The organism is Meiothermus sp. (assembly GCF_026004075.1).
In the GTDB taxonomy this organism is placed as follows: domain Bacteria; phylum Deinococcota; class Deinococci; order Deinococcales; family Thermaceae; genus Meiothermus.
Genome location: NZ_BPIK01000001.1, coordinates 2,032,819 through 2,051,483 on the forward strand (window position 1 = coordinate 2,032,819; position 18,665 = coordinate 2,051,483).

The 18,665-nt window shown below is 58.4% G+C and carries 17 protein-coding genes; 10 read left to right on the plus strand and 7 right to left on the minus strand.

Annotation, left to right across the window (positions count from 1 at the left end; all coding sequences use genetic code 11):
* Positions 1-44: 44 nt before the first annotated feature.
* Positions 45-1,163 carry an MraY family glycosyltransferase gene (locus Q0X18_RS09835; RefSeq protein WP_297561660.1) on the plus strand — a complete coding sequence of 373 codons (1,119 nt, stop codon included), beginning with the start codon at positions 45-47 and terminating at the stop codon, positions 1,161-1,163.
* 39 nt (positions 1,164-1,202) lie between these two features.
* Here Q0X18_RS09835 and Q0X18_RS09840 read toward each other — a convergent pair whose 3' ends face one another.
* Positions 1,203-2,810 carry an aspartate:alanine exchanger family transporter gene (locus Q0X18_RS09840; RefSeq protein WP_297561663.1) on the minus strand — a complete coding sequence of 536 codons (1,608 nt, stop codon included), beginning with the start codon at positions 2,808-2,810 and terminating at the stop codon, positions 1,203-1,205.
* 225 nt (positions 2,811-3,035) lie between these two features.
* Positions 3,036-3,440 carry an NADH-quinone oxidoreductase subunit 15 gene (locus Q0X18_RS09845; protein WP_297561665.1) on the minus strand — a complete coding sequence of 135 codons (405 nt, stop codon included), beginning with the start codon at positions 3,438-3,440 and terminating at the stop codon, positions 3,036-3,038.
* A gap of 118 nt (positions 3,441-3,558) precedes the next feature.
* Here Q0X18_RS09845 and uvrC point away from each other — a divergent pair, with 118 nt between their 5' ends.
* From uvrC to Q0X18_RS09875, 6 genes are all read left to right on the plus strand, one after another.
* Positions 3,559-5,355 (plus strand): excinuclease ABC subunit UvrC, encoded by a 1,797-nt coding sequence (gene uvrC, locus Q0X18_RS09850; RefSeq protein ID WP_297561668.1) that lies wholly within the window; start codon positions 3,559-3,561, stop codon positions 5,353-5,355.
* 11 nt (positions 5,356-5,366) lie between these two features.
* The gene (locus tag Q0X18_RS09855) at positions 5,367-6,293 is read left to right on the plus strand and encodes a site-specific DNA-methyltransferase (protein WP_297561671.1); all 927 of its coding nucleotides are present in this window, start codon (positions 5,367-5,369) and stop codon (positions 6,291-6,293) included.
* 47 nt (positions 6,294-6,340) lie between these two features.
* The gene (locus Q0X18_RS09860) at positions 6,341-6,838 is read left to right on the plus strand and encodes a BglII/BstYI family type II restriction endonuclease (RefSeq protein ID WP_374707512.1); all 498 of its coding nucleotides are present in this window, start codon (positions 6,341-6,343) and stop codon (positions 6,836-6,838) included.
* A gap of 58 nt (positions 6,839-6,896) precedes the next feature.
* A complete protein-coding gene (locus Q0X18_RS09865; protein ID WP_297561677.1) occupies positions 6,897-7,913 on the plus strand; it encodes a homoserine dehydrogenase in 1,017 nt (338 codons plus the stop codon).
* Between the two features lie 265 nt (positions 7,914-8,178).
* The gene (gene thrC / locus Q0X18_RS09870; protein WP_297561679.1) at positions 8,179-9,483 is read left to right on the plus strand and encodes a threonine synthase; all 1,305 of its coding nucleotides are present in this window, start codon (positions 8,179-8,181) and stop codon (positions 9,481-9,483) included.
* Positions 9,484-9,661: 178 nt separating this feature from the next.
* Complete coding sequence (locus Q0X18_RS09875) at positions 9,662-10,870, plus strand: class I SAM-dependent methyltransferase (RefSeq protein WP_297561681.1); 1,209 nt, start codon at positions 9,662-9,664, stop codon at positions 10,868-10,870.
* Positions 10,871-11,064: 194 nt separating this feature from the next.
* Here Q0X18_RS09875 and Q0X18_RS09880 read toward each other — a convergent pair whose 3' ends face one another.
* Positions 11,065-11,451, minus strand: coding sequence for a winged helix-turn-helix domain-containing protein (locus tag Q0X18_RS09880; RefSeq protein WP_297561684.1), 387 nt, complete (start codon positions 11,449-11,451; stop codon positions 11,065-11,067).
* A gap of 213 nt (positions 11,452-11,664) precedes the next feature.
* Here Q0X18_RS09880 and Q0X18_RS09885 point away from each other — a divergent pair, with 213 nt between their 5' ends.
* The gene (locus tag Q0X18_RS09885; protein ID WP_297561688.1) at positions 11,665-13,497 is read left to right on the plus strand and encodes a hypothetical protein; all 1,833 of its coding nucleotides are present in this window, start codon (positions 11,665-11,667) and stop codon (positions 13,495-13,497) included.
* A gap of 77 nt (positions 13,498-13,574) precedes the next feature.
* Here Q0X18_RS09885 and Q0X18_RS09890 read toward each other — a convergent pair whose 3' ends face one another.
* The 4 genes from Q0X18_RS09890 to Q0X18_RS09905 all read right to left on the minus strand — a co-directional run bounded on the left by Q0X18_RS09890 (position 13,575) and on the right by Q0X18_RS09905 (position 16,925).
* A complete protein-coding gene (locus Q0X18_RS09890) occupies positions 13,575-14,621 on the minus strand; it encodes a hypothetical protein (protein WP_297561690.1) in 1,047 nt (348 codons plus the stop codon).
* Between the two features lie 115 nt (positions 14,622-14,736).
* Positions 14,737-14,976, minus strand: coding sequence for a hypothetical protein (locus Q0X18_RS09895; protein WP_297561693.1), 240 nt, complete (start codon positions 14,974-14,976; stop codon positions 14,737-14,739).
* A gap of 232 nt (positions 14,977-15,208) precedes the next feature.
* Positions 15,209-16,360: a pyridoxal phosphate-dependent aminotransferase gene (locus Q0X18_RS09900; protein WP_297561695.1), complete on the minus strand. Its 1,152-nt coding sequence runs from the start codon at positions 16,358-16,360 to the stop codon at positions 15,209-15,211.
* Between the two features lie 43 nt (positions 16,361-16,403).
* A complete protein-coding gene (locus Q0X18_RS09905) occupies positions 16,404-16,925 on the minus strand; it encodes a DUF402 domain-containing protein (RefSeq protein ID WP_297561697.1) in 522 nt (173 codons plus the stop codon).
* 40 nt (positions 16,926-16,965) lie between these two features.
* On the opposite strand from Q0X18_RS09905, the gene Q0X18_RS09910 reads away from it, so the two are divergent.
* Entirely contained in the window at positions 16,966-17,127 is a 162-nt protein-coding gene (locus Q0X18_RS09910) for a hypothetical protein (RefSeq protein WP_297561700.1), read from the plus strand.
* A 235-nt stretch (positions 17,128-17,362) separates the two neighbouring features.
* Positions 17,363-18,616, plus strand: coding sequence for a hypothetical protein (locus tag Q0X18_RS09915; RefSeq protein WP_297561702.1), 1,254 nt, complete (start codon positions 17,363-17,365; stop codon positions 18,614-18,616).
* Positions 18,617-18,665 lie beyond the last annotated feature (49 nt).

Below are 18,665 nucleotides of genomic sequence, written 5' to 3' on the forward strand. Positions count from 1 at the left end.
CAGTTACATTCCTCACCCATTCGCGGTAGCCTGAATCAATTGGGATGATCGAGTTTCTGAAGTTCATCGGCATCGCCAACCCGAGCGGTTCGGGCTGGCTGATTGTGATTTTCACTTTTGTGGTGGCCTGGGTGGTCACCTGGCGGTTCATGCCCAAGGTACGGCAGTTTGCCCTTAAGGTGGGTTGGGCCGATCAGCCCAATGCCCGCCGCCTCAATAAAGAACCCCTGCCCAACGCGGGTGGCCTTGCAATCTTTGCGGGAGTAATCGCCGCTTTGATTGTAGCCACCACCCTACGCCCCATCCTGATTCAGGAAGTACAGGTGCAGGTGCTGGCCATTTTGCTGGGCGGAGCCATCCTGGTGCTGGTTGGCTTTGTGGATGATCAGTTCGGCCTGCCGCCGCTGTTTCGGCTTTTGGTGCAATTTCTCGCAGCCTTGTTGCTAGTAGCGGTGGATATTCGTTTTCATGCCGCTTTCGGCACTGCGCTTGATCCTCTTTTGGGCGCGATACTGACGGTGGTGTGGATCATTGGCGTTACCAACGCAATTAATCTGATGGACGGCATTGACGGGCTGGCCGGTGGCATCGCCTTTATTACCGCCATGAGCCTGCTGGCTGTCTCGGCCCAGAACCCTCAGTGGGCTGCGGCCACGCTGGTGCTGGCTGCGCTTGCAGGGGCCGCGCTTGGCTTCCTGCGGCACAACTTTTATCCTTCAAAAATCATTATGGGCGATGCCGGGGCCTACTTCTTCGGCTACGTTTTGGCTGCCACAGCCCTGCTGGGTAGCCTCAAAGTTACCACGGTATTCTCGCTGGTTCCCACCGCGCTTTTTTTGCTGCTGCCCATTCTGGACACCACCCAGGTGTTCATTCGTCGGCTACTCAGGCAGCAAAACCCCCTGTCTACCCCCGGTAAAGACCACATCCATCACCGGCTCCTGGCCCAGGGCTTCTCACAACGCCGCACCACTGTCACCTTGTGGGCCATAACCCTAAGTTTCAATCTTGTTGCCATGCAGGTTCAGGGAGTAAACCCGCTAGTCATAGGGGTTACTGCTGTAGGGATTACATTCCTACTGGGGTTCACTGTGTGGCGAAGGCTGAGGGCTGTTTGGAAAGAAGCCTCGCAGTCCCCCATAAGCCCCAGCCAGGCCCCCTGAAAGGCTTTCCGCAGGCCAACCACAACCCCAGACCGGGTATTAGTTGCTCAGCAGCAACAACTGCACCAGCAGTATCTTGAGCAGCATGGCGAAAGGGTAGACGGTGGCATAGCCAAGGTTGGGCCGGTCGTTTCCAGTTTTTTCCAGGGCAAAGGCCAGCACCGCAGGCTGGGTCTGAAGCCCTGCCAGCACGCCGCCTAGCACATCCAGCGGAATCTTGAGCCAGCGGTAGCCAATCCATAGGGTCAGCAAGGCCGCCCCCAGGGTGATCACGACCCCGATCAAGAAGAGCTTCAGGCCCTCGCCTTGGGTCAGGGTTTGCACAAAGGCATAGCCCGAGCGGGTACCGATCCCGGCCAGGAACAGAATGAGCCCTAGCTGGCGCAGGGTTATGTTGGCGCTAAAGGGAATCTGCCACAAGATGGGGCCAGTACGTCCCAGCGCACCCAGCAGAAGGCCTACCACCAAAGGCCCCCCGGCAAAGCCCAGCTCGAAGGTCTGGCCCCCCGGCAATGGAATGGGTAGGCTGCCCAGCAGCAGTCCCAGCGCTATCCCTAGGCTAAAGCTGACTACATCTACCTCGGCCAGGGCCCGGTAGGAGTCGCCCAGATAGCGGCTCACCTCTCGGATACGATCCTTGGGGCCTACCACCCGTACCCGGTCGCCAAGCTCGAGGATAGTCTCCTTGTCCGGCAAAAACTCCACCTCGCCCCGGCGCACCCGGGTAATCACCACGCCAAAGCGTTGGGGCAGCTCGAGCTCGGCCAGGCTGCGCCCAGCAACTGCCCGGTTACTCACAAACACCCTGCGAAAATCCAAGGCGTGGCGGTCTTCTTCCAGCCGCTCCGGCACCGCGACCCCCAGGGTCTCCACCACGCGCTTCAGTTCGTCGGCAGTGCCGACAACGTTCAGGCGATCGCCCAGTTGCAGCTCGGTATCGGGGGTCATGACCTGCTGTTTTCCGTCGCGTTGCAACCGTCCAAACACCACCCGCCACCGATGCGCACGGGTCAGCTGCTCGATTGTCCAGCCCACCACCCTGGGCTGGGTTACCTCTACCGTCTGGGTAACCAGACCTTCCGCTTCGGCCATCAGGGTTTTCTCCCGGTTTCCCCACCAGCGCCAGGCTATATGAAAGGCCAGCAACATCCCAATCACGCCCACGGGGTAGGCCACCGCGTAGGCCGCTACCGGCAAGCCCTGCACTGCCTCGGCGACCCCTCTTCCCTTGAGGGCTTCTAGAGCTGCTGCCAGGGCCGGGGTATTGGTGAGTGCGCCCGCAAATAGGCCGGCTTTTAGGGCACCATTCAAGCTCAAAAGCGTGCCAACCGCTGTTATCATCATGGCCGCTACCCCTACTACCCCTGCCACCAACAGGTTGTAACGCAGCCCACGCTTACCAAACGAAGCAAAAAACCCCGGGCCACTGGCCAGTGCAATGGTATAGACAAACAGCACCAGGCCAAACAAATAGACAAAATCCGGCAGTCTTAGCTCGGGTGAGAGAGCCCCAAAGGCCAACCCCACAAACAAAACCGCCGAAACCCCCAGGCTAAAGCTTCCCAGGCGAATTTGGCCGATTAGATAGCCAAGGGCCGCGACTAGGAAGAGTAGTAGTAAGGGGTTTTCTCTTAGCAGCTCGAGCATCCCGTCTCCCTAATCCATCATCCACTCAACCCATGGGACAGATTGCCCCAAGGTTGTGGCAGTTCTGGCTATTTTTCCCCGCGCTTTCAGCGGAGACAAAAAATTCCTCCACTGTTCCGGGCTTTTCCGGTGGGGGGATGCGCTTTGGCAAACTCGGCCAACCTTTTCGTCGTACCGGCCAGGTTTTGGCAACAGCCGTAAGGGGATGGTTTTTAGGCCTGCTCCTTATACCTTGGCCAGCGCAGTTCTGGCCCGGTCGGCCATCTGGTAGAGCTTTTCTTTGGTAAGGGGAAACTTACCCTCGAGCACCAGGCCTTTGCCGTCTTCCCAGTGGGCATGGTAGTGCACATGCCCGCCCGGCACCCGGAACGCCACGTGCTTGAGCTTGGCATGGCGGGGCGAGACCGAGGCGAAAAAGAAGGGTTCCCCTCGTTCGTCCGACAGCGAAACCGCCATCATGGTGGTGGGCAGTTCGTAGGGGCGCTCCATGCGGTAGATGAAGTCGGGGAAGTCGGATTCCTTGCTGAACTGCACGCCTTTTTCGGCGGCGTATTCCTTCATCCACTCGATAACCTGCACCCAGGCCCGGTAGAGCATTTCGTCGTGTTGGTGGTCGTGCGCAGCACTCATGGCCCTTAGTTTAGCGGTTTGGGGCCATAAAGTCTAAAAAACACCGGCATTTTCTTACAGCCCAGCTCCAGAGTCAGGTCACACAAAGCCCGGAGGGCTGTACTAGGATAGGGCTCAGATGCGGCTCGAAGACCTACCCCCGCTCCCCGAAACGCCGGGCGTGTACCTCTGGAAAACCGGCGAGCGCATCGTTTATGTAGGCAAGGCCAAAAACCTCAAGGCCCGCGTGACCAGCTATTTCCACGCCGAGGGCAAGGGCCTGCGCATCTGCCAGGAGGCCACCCACCTCGACTTTATCGTGGTGCGTGACGAGGTGGAGGCGCTTTTGCTCGAGGCCAACCTCATCAAGCACCACCGCCCCCCCTACAACATCCTGATGAAGGACGACAAGCACTACCCCTTCCTCAAGCTCACCCAGGAGGAGTGGCCCATGCTGATGGTGGTGCGCCGGGTGCAGGAAGATGGGGCCCGCTACTGGGGGCCCTTCCCCGATGCTTCGGCGGTGCGGCGCATCAAGCGCCTGGTGGATCGCTTCTTCCCCCTGCGCAAAAACTCCGGCTTCCCCTTCAAGAAAAGGCGCTACCCCTGCCTGAACCACGCCATGGGCCGCTGCCTGGCGCCTTGCGTGGGCCAGGCCGACCCGGCGCAGTATCAGATGGCCGTGCGGCAGGTGGAAAATCTGCTGGATGGCAAAATTGAGGCCCTCTACGAGAGCCTCGAGCAGCAGATGCGCCAGGCGGCCAGAAACCAGGACTTCGAACGGGCCGCGGAAATCCGCGACCAGATCAGCGCGGTGCGCAGCTTTTTTGGTACCAGCCAGCAAGCCTACGACCCCGAGCTGGGCGACCTGGACTTCCTGGGCTTTGCCCGCGCAGGCGACTATGCCCTCATTCAGCACTACCAGGTGCGCGGGGGCCAGATGCTGGGGCGCATCAGCCGCTTCGTGGAGGGGGTGAAGGAGGCCAGCGACGCCGAGTTGCTGGAAGCCTTCCTGCGCGACTACTACCTCGAGGCCACCCCCCTACCCCCATTGGTGCTGCTCCCTTTCGAACTGGAAGCGCAGGAGGCTTTCTCGGCTTTCCTGAGCTCCAAAGGGCGCAGGGTGGAAGTGCGCGTCCCCCAGCGCGGCGACAAAACCCGCCTGATCGAGCTGGCCCAGCACAACGCCCAGACCGCCTTGCAGACCGAACTCAAGCTACTGGAGCGCAAGGGCGACCACCCCGGCCTCAAGGGGCTGATGGAGGTGCTGGGGCTCACCCGCCGCCCCTACCGCATCGAGGGCTACGACATTTCCAACCTGCTGGGCGAAAGCGTGGTGGGTTCCATCACGGTCTTTGAAGGGGGCCGCCCCAAGAAGGCCGAGTACCGCCGCATCAAAATTAGGGGCCTGAAGGGCCAGCCCGACGACTTTTTCTCGATGGAGCAGACCATCCTCCGACGCTTCACCGGCAGCCTGGCCGAGCAGATGCCCATCCCCGACCTGATTCTGATTGACGGCGGACTGGGCCAGGTGCGGGCCGCGCAAAAAGCCCTGCAGCAGGCCGGGCTGGAGATTCCGCTGGTGGGGCTGGCCAAGCGTGAAGAAACCCTGGTTTTGCCCGACGGAAAAACCATCGCCCTACCACTGAGCCATCCTGCGCTGCAACTGCTCATCTACCAGCGCGACGAGACCCACCGCAACGGCCTCGAGTTCCACCGCAAGCTGCGCAGCCAGAAAGCCCTCAAGAGCATCTTCGACGATATAAAGGGCATTGGCCCGGCCCGCAAGCTGGCCCTGATGAACCACTTCTCAACCCTGGAAGAACTCAAAGCCATGAGCGTGGAGGAGCTGGCCAAGCTGCCAGGCCTCGACAAGCGCAGCGCCCAGGCCGTGCTGAAGGCGCTGAGCAATCTGCCGATGGGAACCAAGGTATGATAAGTATGGCTATGACAGAACTGAGCATTAAGAGCAGGTTTGACTCAGAAGCATATGTGGTTATCTATCCTGGCGACTGCGCAGAGTTGCTCAAACAAATCCCAGACGCCAGCATCTCTTTGGTGATCACCTCGCCGCCCTACAACATTGGTAAGCCCTACGAAAGCCGTAAAGCCTTGGATGCTTATCTGGCTTGGCAAGAAAGCATTGTCAAGGAATCTGTCCGCGTGCTCAAGCCAACCGGCAGTCTGGTGTGGCAGGTTGGGAATTACGTGGACAACGGTGAAATCCTCCCGCTGGATATACTTCTTTTTCCTATCTTTACCAATTTGGGATTAAAGCTCCGCAATCGCATTGTATGGGCGTTTGAGCATGGTCTTCATGCAAAGCGTCGTTTTTCCGGACGCTACGAGGTGGCTTTGTGGTTCACCAAAACTGACGATTACACCTTTAATCTGGACAGTGTACGGGTTCCACAAAAATATCCCAATAAAAAACATTTCAAGGGCCCCAAAAAGGGTGAACTCTCCGGCAATCCCCTGGGCAAAAATCCCGGTGACGTGTGGGTATTTCCTAATGTTAAGGCCAACCACGTAGAAAAAACCGACCACCCGGCACAGTACCCCGTGGAGCTGGTGGAGCGTTTTGTCCTGGCCCTGACGGAAGAAGACGACTGGGTTTTGGATCCGTTCGGCGGATCGGGAACCACCCTCATCGCTGCTTTAATGCACAGAAGGCGGGGGGCCATGGCCGAAATAATCCCCGATTACGTTGAAATTGCCCAGCAGCGCCTTCGTGAAGCCTGGGAAGGCCGTCTGCGGGTGAGGCCCATGGAGCGCGAAGTGTATGACCCTTCCGGTAAAGGCACTTACATTCCCCCTCGTGCCGTTGATCTGCAAGCCATCTGGAACCCCCCCTTACTGGTAGAACCCAAATGAGAATCGTCTACGAGTACTCCCATTTAGGCGGTCGAGAGATTCTCCAGGTGCGTTTTCCAATAGTGCTGGAAGAAATCTATGCCGTTATCAAAGAGGTAAGTGCTGTTCGGGGCAAAAAAAGTAAAGAAAAAACCAAACTAGGTAAAGAACTCTACGCACCCAAAATCATAAACCAGCGCCTGAAGGAGGCTTTCCACAAGCGAGGTTTCCACGAACTCAGGGACTACTACGAGATTCGGCTGCCGGGCCAGGAGGAGCCGGTGGTTCGCGGAGCCTACAAGCAGATAGATTTCTTCAAAGAACGGGTTCTCGTCGAGGCTCAGTTTGGGAAATACGCATTTATGTTCTACGACATGGCTAAGTTTCAGTACTTCTTCAACGAGACCAGGGCCGATGTGGGCGTCGAAATTGTACCAGCCTATGCGCTGCACAAGGAAATGTCCTCGGGCGTGGCTTACGGTGAGCAGCTCATCTACGATATCGAGCGGCTAAAACGACACTTTCCCGCCGTACCCGTTCACATCATTCTGATTGATGCGGACTGATTTGTTGTCATAGGCGCGCCTCTTTCACAACGAGGCCAGTAGCGGTAGGCTTACCCCTATGGAAACCGTGCGTGTGGCCCTGATGGGGGGCGGAACAGTCGGGAGCGCTTTTGCACAGCTTTTGCCCGCGCACCAGGCCCGCTTTAGTGCGCTAGGCGTCAAGGTCGAGCTGGCTCGAGTGCTGGTGCGCGACATAGAGAAAAGCCGCCCTGGCATTCCCTCGAGACTCCTGACCAACAACCCTGAGGGTTTTCTGGACGATGTGGACGTGCTGATGGAGGTAGCCGGGGGCACCACCACCGCCGGCGACCTGGTATTGCAGGCCCTGGAGATGGGCCTACCGGTGGTCACGGCCAACAAAGCTCTGCTGGCCGAGCGCTGGAACGAGCTCCGCGAATACGCCGAGCAGGGCGACCTGCATTATGAGGCCAGCGTGATGGCCGGAACGCCCATCATCGGGGCCTTGCAAAGCCTGTGGGGCAACCAGCCCCTGGAGATGCACGGCATTGTCAACGGCACCTGCAGCTACCTCATCCGGCGCATGGAAGAAGGCGCTACCTACGAACAGGCCTTCAAGGAAGCGGACGACCTGGGCTACCTCGAGGCCGACCCCAACCTGGACGTGGGCGGCATAGACTCGGCCCACAAGATTTGCGTGCTGGGCCGGCTCACGGTAGACCCTGGGCTCTCCTGGGAAAAGGTCTTGCGGCGCACTCGAGGCATCCAGCATCTCACCCCGGAGCTGCTCCGGCAAGCCCGGGCCGAAGGCTATGCCATCAAGCTGGTGGCCAGCCTCTACCCCGAAAATGGCGAATGGGTGGCGGCGGTACGCCCGGTGCGCCTGCCCGAGTCGCACCCGCTGGTTACCATGGGCAGCGGGCGCAACGCTATGGTTTATAGGGGCGAGCCGGTCGGGCAGTTGGTCTTTGCCGGGGCCGGGGCCGGTGGGGGTGTGACGGCCAGCGCCGTGCTGGGCGACCTGTACCGGGTGCTGCTCGGCACGCCCGGCCACCTGCCCATTCCCAGCGTGGCCCCCCTACCCCAGCAGGCCGTGGAGCAGCTCGAGGAGGTATGATACCGTTCCCGCTTGAATCCTTCACCGCCATGCGCAGCCAGAGGTGAAGGATTCAGGCCGACCGAAGGGAGTAGAGAGACCTTTGGTTGGCGTTTTACCAGCCGGAGCTACCCATGCACACCCGCGGGCCGAGAACCCGTATGTTCGAGATGTTCTGTGCGAATGCGAGGAAATACATGCCCCGTTCACCCCAGGCCCAAACCGCTCAGGGGCGATTGAGCGGTTCGAAGGAGCATGGGGCTTCCAGTTATCATAAATACCCATCATGGTTCGCTACTACAGCACCCGCGACCCCCATAAAAAACTGGTAAGTTTCGAGGAAGCCCTGCTCAAAGGGCTGGCCCCCGATGGGGGGCTGTACATCCCCGACCGCATTCCCCATATTGCACCGGAGGCCTGGCTGGGCGCCCGCTCCATCGCCGAGGTGGGCGTGGCCGTCCTGGGGGAATGGCTCAAGGAGGATATTCCTGTCCCCGACCTGGAAACCATCGTCCACGATGCCCTGAATTTCCCCTGTCCGCTGGTCAAGCTATCGGACGACCTGTATGTACTCGAGCTCTTCCACGGCCCCACGCTTTCCTTCAAAGATTTTGGGGCCCGCACCATGGCCCGCCTGATGCAGTATTTTCTGCGCCAGCGGGGCGAACGCCGCATCATCCTGGTAGCCACCTCGGGCGATACCGGTAGCGCCGTGGCCGATGGCTTCGCCGGGCAGGAAAACATCGAGGTGGTCTTGCTGTACCCCAAAGGCAAGGTGAGCGAGGTGCAGGAGCGCCAGCTCATCACCCAGCGCCCCGGCGTGCGCAGCTTTGCGGTGGAGGGCACCTTCGACGACTGCCAGCGCATGGTCAAGGAGGCCTTCGTAGACCCCGAACTCGCCCACCTGCCCCTGAGCAGCGCCAACTCCATCAACATTGGGCGCCTGCTCCCCCAGGCCCTCTACTACCTGTGGGCCGCTGCACAGCTTCACCGCCACACCCAGAACACAGGGGTGAATTTCTGCGTTCCCAGCGGCAACCTGGGCAACCTGATGGCCGGAATCCTGGCCGCACTGATGGGGCAGCCCGTCCACCGCTTCATCGCCGCCCACAACGACAACCACTTCTTCCCGGACTTTTTGCAAGGCAAGGCCGAAGCCTACCAGTTCCACCCCACCATTGCCACCCTTTCCAACGCCATGGACGTGGGCTCACCCAGCAACTTCGAGCGCCTGTACACCCTCCTGGGGCCGGAAAAGCTGCGGGCGTGGGTCTGGGGTACCACGGTCTCGAATGAAGCCACCCTCGAGCGCATGAAAAAAACCTACGAGGCCACTGGCTACATGGCCTGCCCCCATACCGCGGTGGGCCTGGAGGCCCAGGCCCGCTACCGCCAGCAAACCGCCGACCCCACCCCCCTCATCAGCCTGGCCTGCGCCCATCCGGCCAAGTTCCCCGATGTGGTGCTGAAAGCCCTGGGCCAGGAACCCCCCCGCGAGCCAGCGCTGCAAGCGCTTTATAGCCGTCCTACCAGCGTGCTGACCATCGGCCCCACCTTGCAGGCCCTCAAGAAGTTTTTGCACGAGCTTTGACCCAGTCTCGTTAATGCGTCCGTTACAGGTGCGTTGTATTCGCCACAGAACCCCCAGCCACCCTTAACGAATCGGAGCAACCCGCAACCAAAGCTAACAAACTCCGATAACGCTACAATTACGGTTAGATTCGTACCCTTTTTGTCATACAGCCGCATACGTGGCCCAGGGGATTTGCATGAAAAAACCTAAGACCTGTCGCTCGTGTGGCTCGGGTGAGCTACTGCTTTTTCTCAGCCTGGGCAGGATTCCCCTCTCGAGCATCCTGAGCAGCGATCAGCTGGCCACTCCGGAAGAACGCCGGAGCATCGAGGTCGCTTTTTGTAGACGCTGTACGCTGGTTCAACTCGTCGAGGGTAGCCTTTCCACACCCCCAGTGGTTTCAGCGCCTCAGGTGGGTGGGGTGCTCGAAGGGCTTGGCCACCAGCTTGGCCCGCACACCGTGGTTTTGGCCCTGGAAGGTAGTAGCCCTATTCAGTTACAAGAGTTCGTGCAGGCAGGAGCTAAAGTGGTTTGGCTCGAGCCCAACCCAGAACGAAGCAAAGCGCTTGCAGGTCAGGGTATCCACGTCCGACCAGTGCCTTTCGGTCACAGTAGCGCCCAAGCGTTACTCGAGGAGGGCCTACAAGCCGATGTAGTGCTGGTCAATCCACTGCCTGCTTATAGCAGCGATCTTAACGGACTATTCGAGAACCTGGCTGCTCTTCTTGGCAGCGCGGGCGTAGCGGTAGTCGAGCTACCTTATGTGCGGGCATTGCTCGAGGCGCGACATTTTGAGCATTTTTCGCACCAACAGCTCAACTACTTCTCGGTGCACGCCGTCTGTCAATTGGCTCACCGTCATGGCCTGCAGCTCCAAAACGTCGAACCCCTAGCAGCAGGCTACTTACGCTATTTCCTTGGCAAGGCCCAGCATATCGGAAATTCGACCCGCTGGTATCTGGAGGAGGAACGGGCACTAGGTATGACCGACGCCACCTACTACATCGAGTTCACCTCTCACGTAGTCGCAGTACGTGAAGCCCTGGTAGCCCTACTCACCGAGTTGCGTGCACGCGGGCGAAGGCTGGCCGCTCTAGGGGCCAACATTCATAGTATGGCCTTGCTCAATTATGTTGGACTGGGTCGCGAGGTAATCGAGTTTGTGGTAGACCCCAACATTGGCACACATGGGCGCTATTTGGCCGGGGTACATATCCCCATCTATGGGCCCAAAAAGCTGCTGGAGGAGCAGCCCGACTACTTACTCTTAATGGGCGACCCATCCAGCGAAGTAGCCAGAGAGTACCAAGCCTACCTGCAAGGCGGAGGCAAGTTCATCGTTGCCATACCCTATCCCGAGATCCTGAAGGCTTCGCCCCAAAGCACAGTTCCTACCAGCAAGTAGGATCATCCGGGCTGGCTCTAGCCATTCCAACCGACTCCAATCAGGCGCGCCGTACCGAGCCTTCGTGTGATGTCGGATTCGGTTTTTTGGTCGCCGGTCAGAGAGCTTAATGCCTCGTCTGTCGTGCTTTGTGTATCATACAACCGATTTTTTGGCGAGCTCCTGGGGCTTTTACAGGTTACGCGCACAAATTGCTATTTCCTGGTTTTCTTATTTTCGTTATGCATATCCGCTTTGAATTCCTGCCAGCCTTCGAAAGCCTCGGCAAAGTGGGCCTCGAGCACCCCCTGCGCGCTCGACATAAAGCGCCGATACCGCTCCACCAGCTCTAGGGCATCGCTGGTAAGGGAACTGCCACCCCCCCTTTCACCCCCTGAAAAGCGCTCGAGTAAAGCAAACCCCAAGCCTTCCTCGGCTTTCTTTAGCCGATCCCATGCTGTCCGGTAACTAAGCCCCACCAGCCTGGCCCCAGCCTTGAGGCTGCCCTGCTCAGCCACCGCCAGTAGTAAGCGTAAGGTGCCGGGGCCCAGCATAAAGTTGCCCGATTCGGACTCGAGCCAGAATTTCGTCCTGAGCCGCATAACCCTAGGGTACATGGCTTACCGCCATAAGCCCAAATACGCTCAACCAGAATTAGAACGTAACCTGTAGGTGTTATGTCGCCGTTTCGTCTTCTGCCATCGCGCGCATGGGCGTAACATTCCGAAACGCCTATTGTTAGGCGCAGAGATTACTGGGCTTCACGTTGACGTTATGCAAGGTCGCATAAAGTCGGAATGACACATGGGGTTCTGATGAAAAGCTCCAAACCCACCATCGCTGAAATTCTAGACCGCTTTACACAGGAAGTGCTGTACGGCGAGGTGGTGGGCAGCGCCAGCGACTGCGGGGTTATCCGTTTAGGGGTAGACGCGGAGGCCAAAATCTCGGTAGAGGCTGGGGGGTTGCGCTTTGCGCCCTTGGATACCCCGGGATGGGGGCGTCAAGGCATTGCCTATGGGCCTTTTACCTGGCAGGCCGGTCTGGCTTTTGGGGTCTTTATGCTCAACGGGCACAACAACTCTCAAAGTTTTCCTCGAGGCTCTGGCCCCGCCTCAAACATGCTCCTCGGGGCGCATTTTTCTTCCAAACAACTGCTCGAAAATCTGGCGGTGGGCTGGTTCGATCATCCCGCCTCCGAACGTCCCCTCGAGACTGGCCAGGCTTTTGTGATGCAAGGACACCCTACCGCCAACGGCAGGTTGTGTGTAGCCAAAGTACAGGGCCTGCACCATCTGCTGCTGGACATGCCCAATGTGCCCATCTACTTCCTGATAGTGCTGCGTGCCAAGGGAGTGGCCTTTTATGCAGGTTCGCTCGAGGGCAACCGGCACCTACCCGCGCTACCCAGGCTACGACCGCTGGCCATAGACCCCTACGATCTGGGAGCCAAGCAAGTGTATGCCGGTATTTACCAGTCCATCCTGGGCGAAAACGGACACCGCGTGGACACCCGCGTCTACGGAGTACGCGTAGCGACCGTGCCCGGGTGGCAAGGACACGGTACCGCCCTGGTCGTGGATCCTCAGCCCCAACTCGGACGCAAGGCCACCCTGGGGGGTGTATGGCAGCTAGATGGCCCAGGCATGCTACTACGGCCGGATGAGCCTGGCGGGCTCTTCCATGTGCGACTTACAGCCCCGGCCAGCCTGATCTGGCGCTATCGCGACCCTGAGCATTACCTGGCCCTCGAGCTCACCCTCCGAGAAGCCCGGCTAAGCCTGCAGTTGGGGGGGAAGCAGCACATGCTGGTCGCTGAGCGCCACAACTTCAACACCCAAGAGCCCCACTGGGTACAGGTGCTGGACAATGGGCATGCCCTCAATATCACCCTGGACGGTAGCCCGCTCTTCGGTGAAAGGCCTCTGCTCGAGTCCCGCCTGGGCCAGGAGACTGGGGTGGGGTTGAAAGGTCAGGCCGCCGACCTCGAGGTACACCCCCGGGAAATAAACTTGCCACCCACACTGGAACTGGGCCGCCCCTGGCAGGTAAAAGGCCAGCAGACGGTCTTCGTCCCACACCTCGACCAGGCCGCCGAAAACCTGCTGCTCACCTGGGAGCCCACCATGGGGCCCGGCAACTTGATGCCTGCCGAGGGCGGGCTAACCATCGAAGCCGCGGGCCTCGAGCGCACCGTCTACACCATCCCTTGGGATCATCCCCAGCTCGCCGATTTGGAAAGCGAGATTCTTCCTCCCGAGCAGCATAAAAAGCGCCAATCACAATGCCGGGCCGGGGTCTGCTTCTGGCAGGACGCCCAGCACCATCTGGTGGTGACCCTGTGGCTCGACAAAACAGAGCACGCAGTGGTCAGCATGTTGCGGTTTGCAGGCTACGAAGATCCTCACAGCAAAGTTTGGACCCACGTACCCGGCAAGCTCTATCTTGGCGTGCCGGTAAAGCTTCGGGTGGTCTGCGATGGTATGCAATTTCAAGTCTATCTCGACGATGAGCCCGTGCTGTACCGAGCCCTTCGCGACATTTACCCAGGCGCCGACCGCCTCGAGATCCGGCGGGTGGGTCTGGCCCTGAGCGGCTATGGCAAAGATACCGGCAGTATCTTTCGCACCTGGATTGCACGAAAATAGCGATTCAGCTACATCCAGGTAAAACAAAAAAAACTCCAGCGTAAATAAGCGTACGCTGGAGTCTTTTCAGTCGAAAATCAGCCGATGCCTTCGGCCACTTCTATGCGCAGCAACGAGCGCACGTGCTCGAAGTGGTTGACAATGGTTGCCACCGAGGAACCGGCAAACAGCAGCCCAAGGGCCAGGTTACCCCGTTCGCTGAGCACCAACGAGCCCGAATCGCCCGGCGCCGAAATGTTGGTGGTCACAATCTGGTCAATAAACCGGGCTACTCGACCGCCGCCAAAGTTGACATCTACTGTGGCTCCCAGCACAGTAATACGGCCGGTGGTCATGTTGGTAGTACGGCCGGTTTTCTTGACCCGCTGCCCCACCAGGGTCTTGGAGCGGGGCTGCCAGCCCTGCACGTAGCCATTCCAGTAAATTTCCCGGTCGAGATCGTGGAACTGCCCCTCGGCTATGGCCGCATCGACGAGGTTGCGGTGCAGGCCCCTTGGCACCGGGGGCTCGAAGGTGATGGGGATAAAGCGGCTGAGGCGAGCGATCAGATCGGCTGGCAGGGTACCCCCATCGAACACCCCTGGTTGCAGAATCGGGTCGCCAGGGCTGGCATTGTTGGAATTGGCCAGCACATGGTTGTTGCTTAGGATGTAAAACCGAGATGGAATACCCAGGCCGTGGGCAGGAGGGCTCACGGTGGCCCCCGGTAAAAAGTCATAAACAACCGTAGCCATCGTACCTGCCGTAATCTTGAAGTGGCCCACGCTGTAGCCGCCCTCTGCAGGCCGTACCCGCCGGGTCAGGGTCTGCACCCCCGGTTCTTCGGCGTTCCCTGCAAACACCTCGCCAATGGCCAGCACATCAGTCTGCATATCCCCCAGCTTGGCCGGAATTAAATCGGCGCGGCTCAGCAGATTGCGCTCGAGCTTCTGGCTCACCAGCACCACCAGGGCCGGTTCACCGGTCGGCTCACCGTTCTTCCACTTGACACCCACCCCTACCCCACGCACATTGGCGCGCATAGTCTCGGGTGCTAGAAAATCGTCCTGCGTGGCCATTTTGGCCTTTTCTGCTTCGGCCTGGGCGCTGGCCGAAAGCATGGCTTTAGCTTCATTAATAGGCATACCTACCCCCTGCGGTTAGGAAATACACACCTGCAAACGCGAAGGTAAACAAATAGCTAGTAGCTAGAAGCAACTTGTAGCCGATGGCCTCGACGCTTCACTCACCGAAAAAACCCTACTCTTTGCTTTGGGCCTCGAGCACACCTGCTTCGCGCACCCGAACCGGTACCCCCTCGAGGTTCTTAGGCACCCGCTCGTGTGGCTGTAAGGCCTCGAGGGGTAGTTTGCGGCTTACCAGTACCACCACCACCCGACGGCCTTGCTCTTCCCCCCACCCCACCCCTATCACGTTGGGTAGGGACATCAGGCTGGGGGTGTGCCGCTCGATCAGCGCTTGTAGGGCTTCCTCGGTCATACACCCTCCGTTTCTCCCAGTGTACTTTCGCGCGCAAGCCACCGGGTTAGGCAATTCGGTGTTACCGGTTTACACCGTGCGCTGATGCTAAACGGCAAGGCGTTACGCAAGCGTTACAAAAGACGCTTTCAGTCTTAATCTAAGGCCTCACCCAGAAACAGCCCATCCAACACCCATCGTCCTTAGGGTGGGAGCGACTCTTGCGGTCTTTGGGCCGGGTGCCAAGCAGTTTCTACAGAATGGAGGCAATGCGCTCCAGGGCCTTGCGGATGTTTTCCTCGCTGGTGGCGTAGCTGAAGCGCACGTGGTGGGGTGCAGCGAAATCGGTGCCCGGTACGACCGCCACCCGGGCCTCGTCCAGCAGCTTGAGGGCTGCCTTGTTCTCGTCGGGGTCGATTTTGGAAACATCGGAGAGGACATAAAAAGCCCCGCTCACCTTGGGGGTGGGCAGGCCCAGGGCGTTCAGGCCGTCCACGATGATGCCGCGGCGAGCCCGGTAGGCTTCGCGGGCCATGGAAATGAACTTTTGTGCCTCCTCCACGTTGTTCAGGGCCTCCACCATGGCCCACTGGGCGATGGTGTCGGGGCTGGTGGTGGACTGGCTGGAGACATCAATAATGCCCTTGATCACGTCTTTGGGGCCGCCGGCGTAGCCGATGCGCCAGCCGGTCATGGCGTAGGCCTTGGCCGCGCCGTTGACGGTGATGGTACGGTCGGGGGCTACGTGGGCGGGCGAGAAGTGTTCACCCTCGTAGATGAGGTGCTCGTAAATTTCGTCGGAGACGATGTAGCAGTCGTACTTATTAGCCAACTCAGCGATAGCCACCAGCACCTCTTTGGGATACACCGCCCCGGTGGGGTTGCCGGGGGAATTAACCACGATGGCCTTGGTACGGGGCGTTATCCTGCGCTCAATTTCGGCGGGGTCGGGAATAAAGCCCGATTCGGGGCCGGTATTGACCTCCACCGGCACCCCCTCGGCGAAACGCACCATCTCGGGGTAGCTCACCCAGTAAGGGCCAATTACGATCACCTCGTCGCCGGGGTCGAGGATGGCCTGGAACAGGTTGAACAGGGCCTGCTTACCACCCACGGTCACGACGGTCTGGTCAGGGGGAATCTCGAGGCCGTTTTCTCGTTTGAACTTGGCGCTGATGGCCTCGCGCAGCTCGGGGATGCCCGCCGGTGGGGCGTACTTAGTTTTGCCAGCGGCCATGGCCCGGGCGGCGGCGTCCTTGACGAACTGCGGGGTGTCGAAGTCAGGCTCGCCCGCGGTCATGGCGATCAGGTCGACACCCTGGCGGCGCAGCTCGAGGGCCTTGGCATTAACCGCCACGGTGGAGGACGGCTTCATGGTTTTGACGCGCTTGGAGAGGCCTCGCATATCCGTAGATTGTCCTGAGTTTGGGGCCTCCGGTCAAGGGCAGTTAGAGCCGCTCGAGCCAGCCCATCACCTGCCCTGGAGGCTTCACCGGCCATGCGCCCTGCCGCATGTGCTGCTCAACCTGCTGCACCGCCCGCAGGGCCTGCTCCACCCATTCAGCCGGGTAAAGCGGGGCTTTGGCCGCGAACTCCTCGAGGTCGAAGGTCTGGCAGGTGTGGTCGGCCTTGCACTTGACATCTATTTCCAGGTCGTACTGCCAGATGCGATCGGGCTCGAAGCGCGGGGGGGTCTGGATGTTCCAGTAGTACTCGAGCACCCTTCCCTCCGCATCCAGGTCGGGGCCGCCCGAGTACCAACGGCCCACAAAAAAGGCGACGTAGGCCTGGTGGTTCACCCGCAGCACCCGCTGCTTGCTCTCGTGGTGAAACTCAAAGCCCAGCGGCATGTGCACCAGCACCGCGCCCTCGCGCGTTTCGTGAACCTGGGCTTCCCACCAGTAGTGCAGGGTGTGGGCCGGGTATTTCCAGAATTCGATGCGCACAACCTGTCCAATCGCGTAGTTCATTCTTTGATCTGCCCCCTACAACGCCAGCTTAGAAGCCTACGTGCTGGTATCTTACGACCGCAGGCTGGTGCAAACCCACCGGCGGCTTGCGGATGGAACCTGGCGTTACGAAACCCCAGAGAAAAGCGGGGCGCTCGAGCGCCCCTGCCTGGATACAAAACTGAGTTTAGACGAAATCTACGCCGACACAGACTTGGCCTAGGTGAGGCCAAACAATGCAGTCACTCTAAAACGCAACCCTGCGCTCTACTTGGCTCCTTGGTGGCGATACAGACTCCGCTTGAATCCTTCTAGGTGTAATCAAAGTGGGGAATTCGGGCCGGCCCTGGGCTGGCGAAAATGAGCTGGTAGTGCGGCGGGGGACGCAATACATCCACAGGTAGGTGCACAAAGGTTTTGAACACACTTTACCTCGCCCATCCCATACTATGAAAGAAATGCAACTCAATCCATCAACTGGCCTACACAATCAACTCAAGGGCGTAGGAGGCAAAAAGCTAGAAGTGCTTGCCTCGGCTGTTTTCGCTTCGATTGGCTACGGTGTTTTCCGAAACTTGATTATCGAGTTTGGAGGAAAACAAGCAGCAGAAATAGACATATATGCGTCTCTTTTCACCCCTTTTCGAGAAACCAAAACAATAGTTGACTGCAAGGGTGGAGATCCCACACCAAAGGAACTCCGTGAGTTTGCTTCGCTTAGTGTCTTAATTGACGAACCACCAGACTCACTGCTTTTCATCTGCAAACACGACCAGCCTGACGCAACGGTGGCACTTGCAAAACGTTTGAACGTTGAACTACTTGAAAGGGTAAACCTGACCTACATAGCACTCCCCATTCTTCAATCTGAAGGTTCCTCAACAAAGAAGGAGAGAATCAGGAAACTCAATACCTACATAGCTTGGCAAGTCATTTACGATTACCTTCTAACTTATACCTCAAAGCAACCACTCCTGAGGTCTTACCGCAGGTTCTTGCTGACATGCTTGTGGATGCCAAGAGAGCCTATTGATCAGGTCAAGAAATCCTTCGATGCCCATCAAAATAAATTCAAAGATGTTACGCAGCGCATAGCAAAGCTGCATGCTACTTCTGCAAACAAGGCTGTAATCTATGCAAGCAACGATGAGATAGAGTCTGCTATGCTTTTGGAACTCATTCATAGAGTGCTGAACATATATGCCATTTGTCGTTTGACAATCAGGTGTGTCAATAAACACAGCCCTGAATATTTGCTGAATGAGGAGAGGATCTTGCCTAAAGTGCGGCAAACCATTGCATCGCTTTCCTTGCATCCCTTGTATTTCGGCAGATTTGTACCATTCATTCAAAACTTTCTGTTTAGATGGGGAGGATTTATTTACGTTCCTGAGGAACAGTTCGAGCTGGAACACATGAGCAACGATGTTGGAGTTCCAGTTAACATAGGGCAACTGTTCCTTGACACTATCGACAATTTGTTCAATAGTGGCCGATCATTGTTTATTACTAAAAATACCAATGCACCCTCTGTTAAATTTTTCGCTTATGTTCCAGGGGCTTTCCGGGGGCTAGGCATTCTGCACCGTAAGGCTCTAAATAGTTCTAGATACTCGAGTGCAAGCTTTTTCAAACACGAAAATAACTATATTAATGCCCTAGATCGTGCTTTAAGTACTGAGATAGGCAGCCATAAGAACTTAGTGATCTAGGCTCTTAATTGCAAGAGTCAAGTGCGCGCTCTCGAAGCCTAGCGCGCTT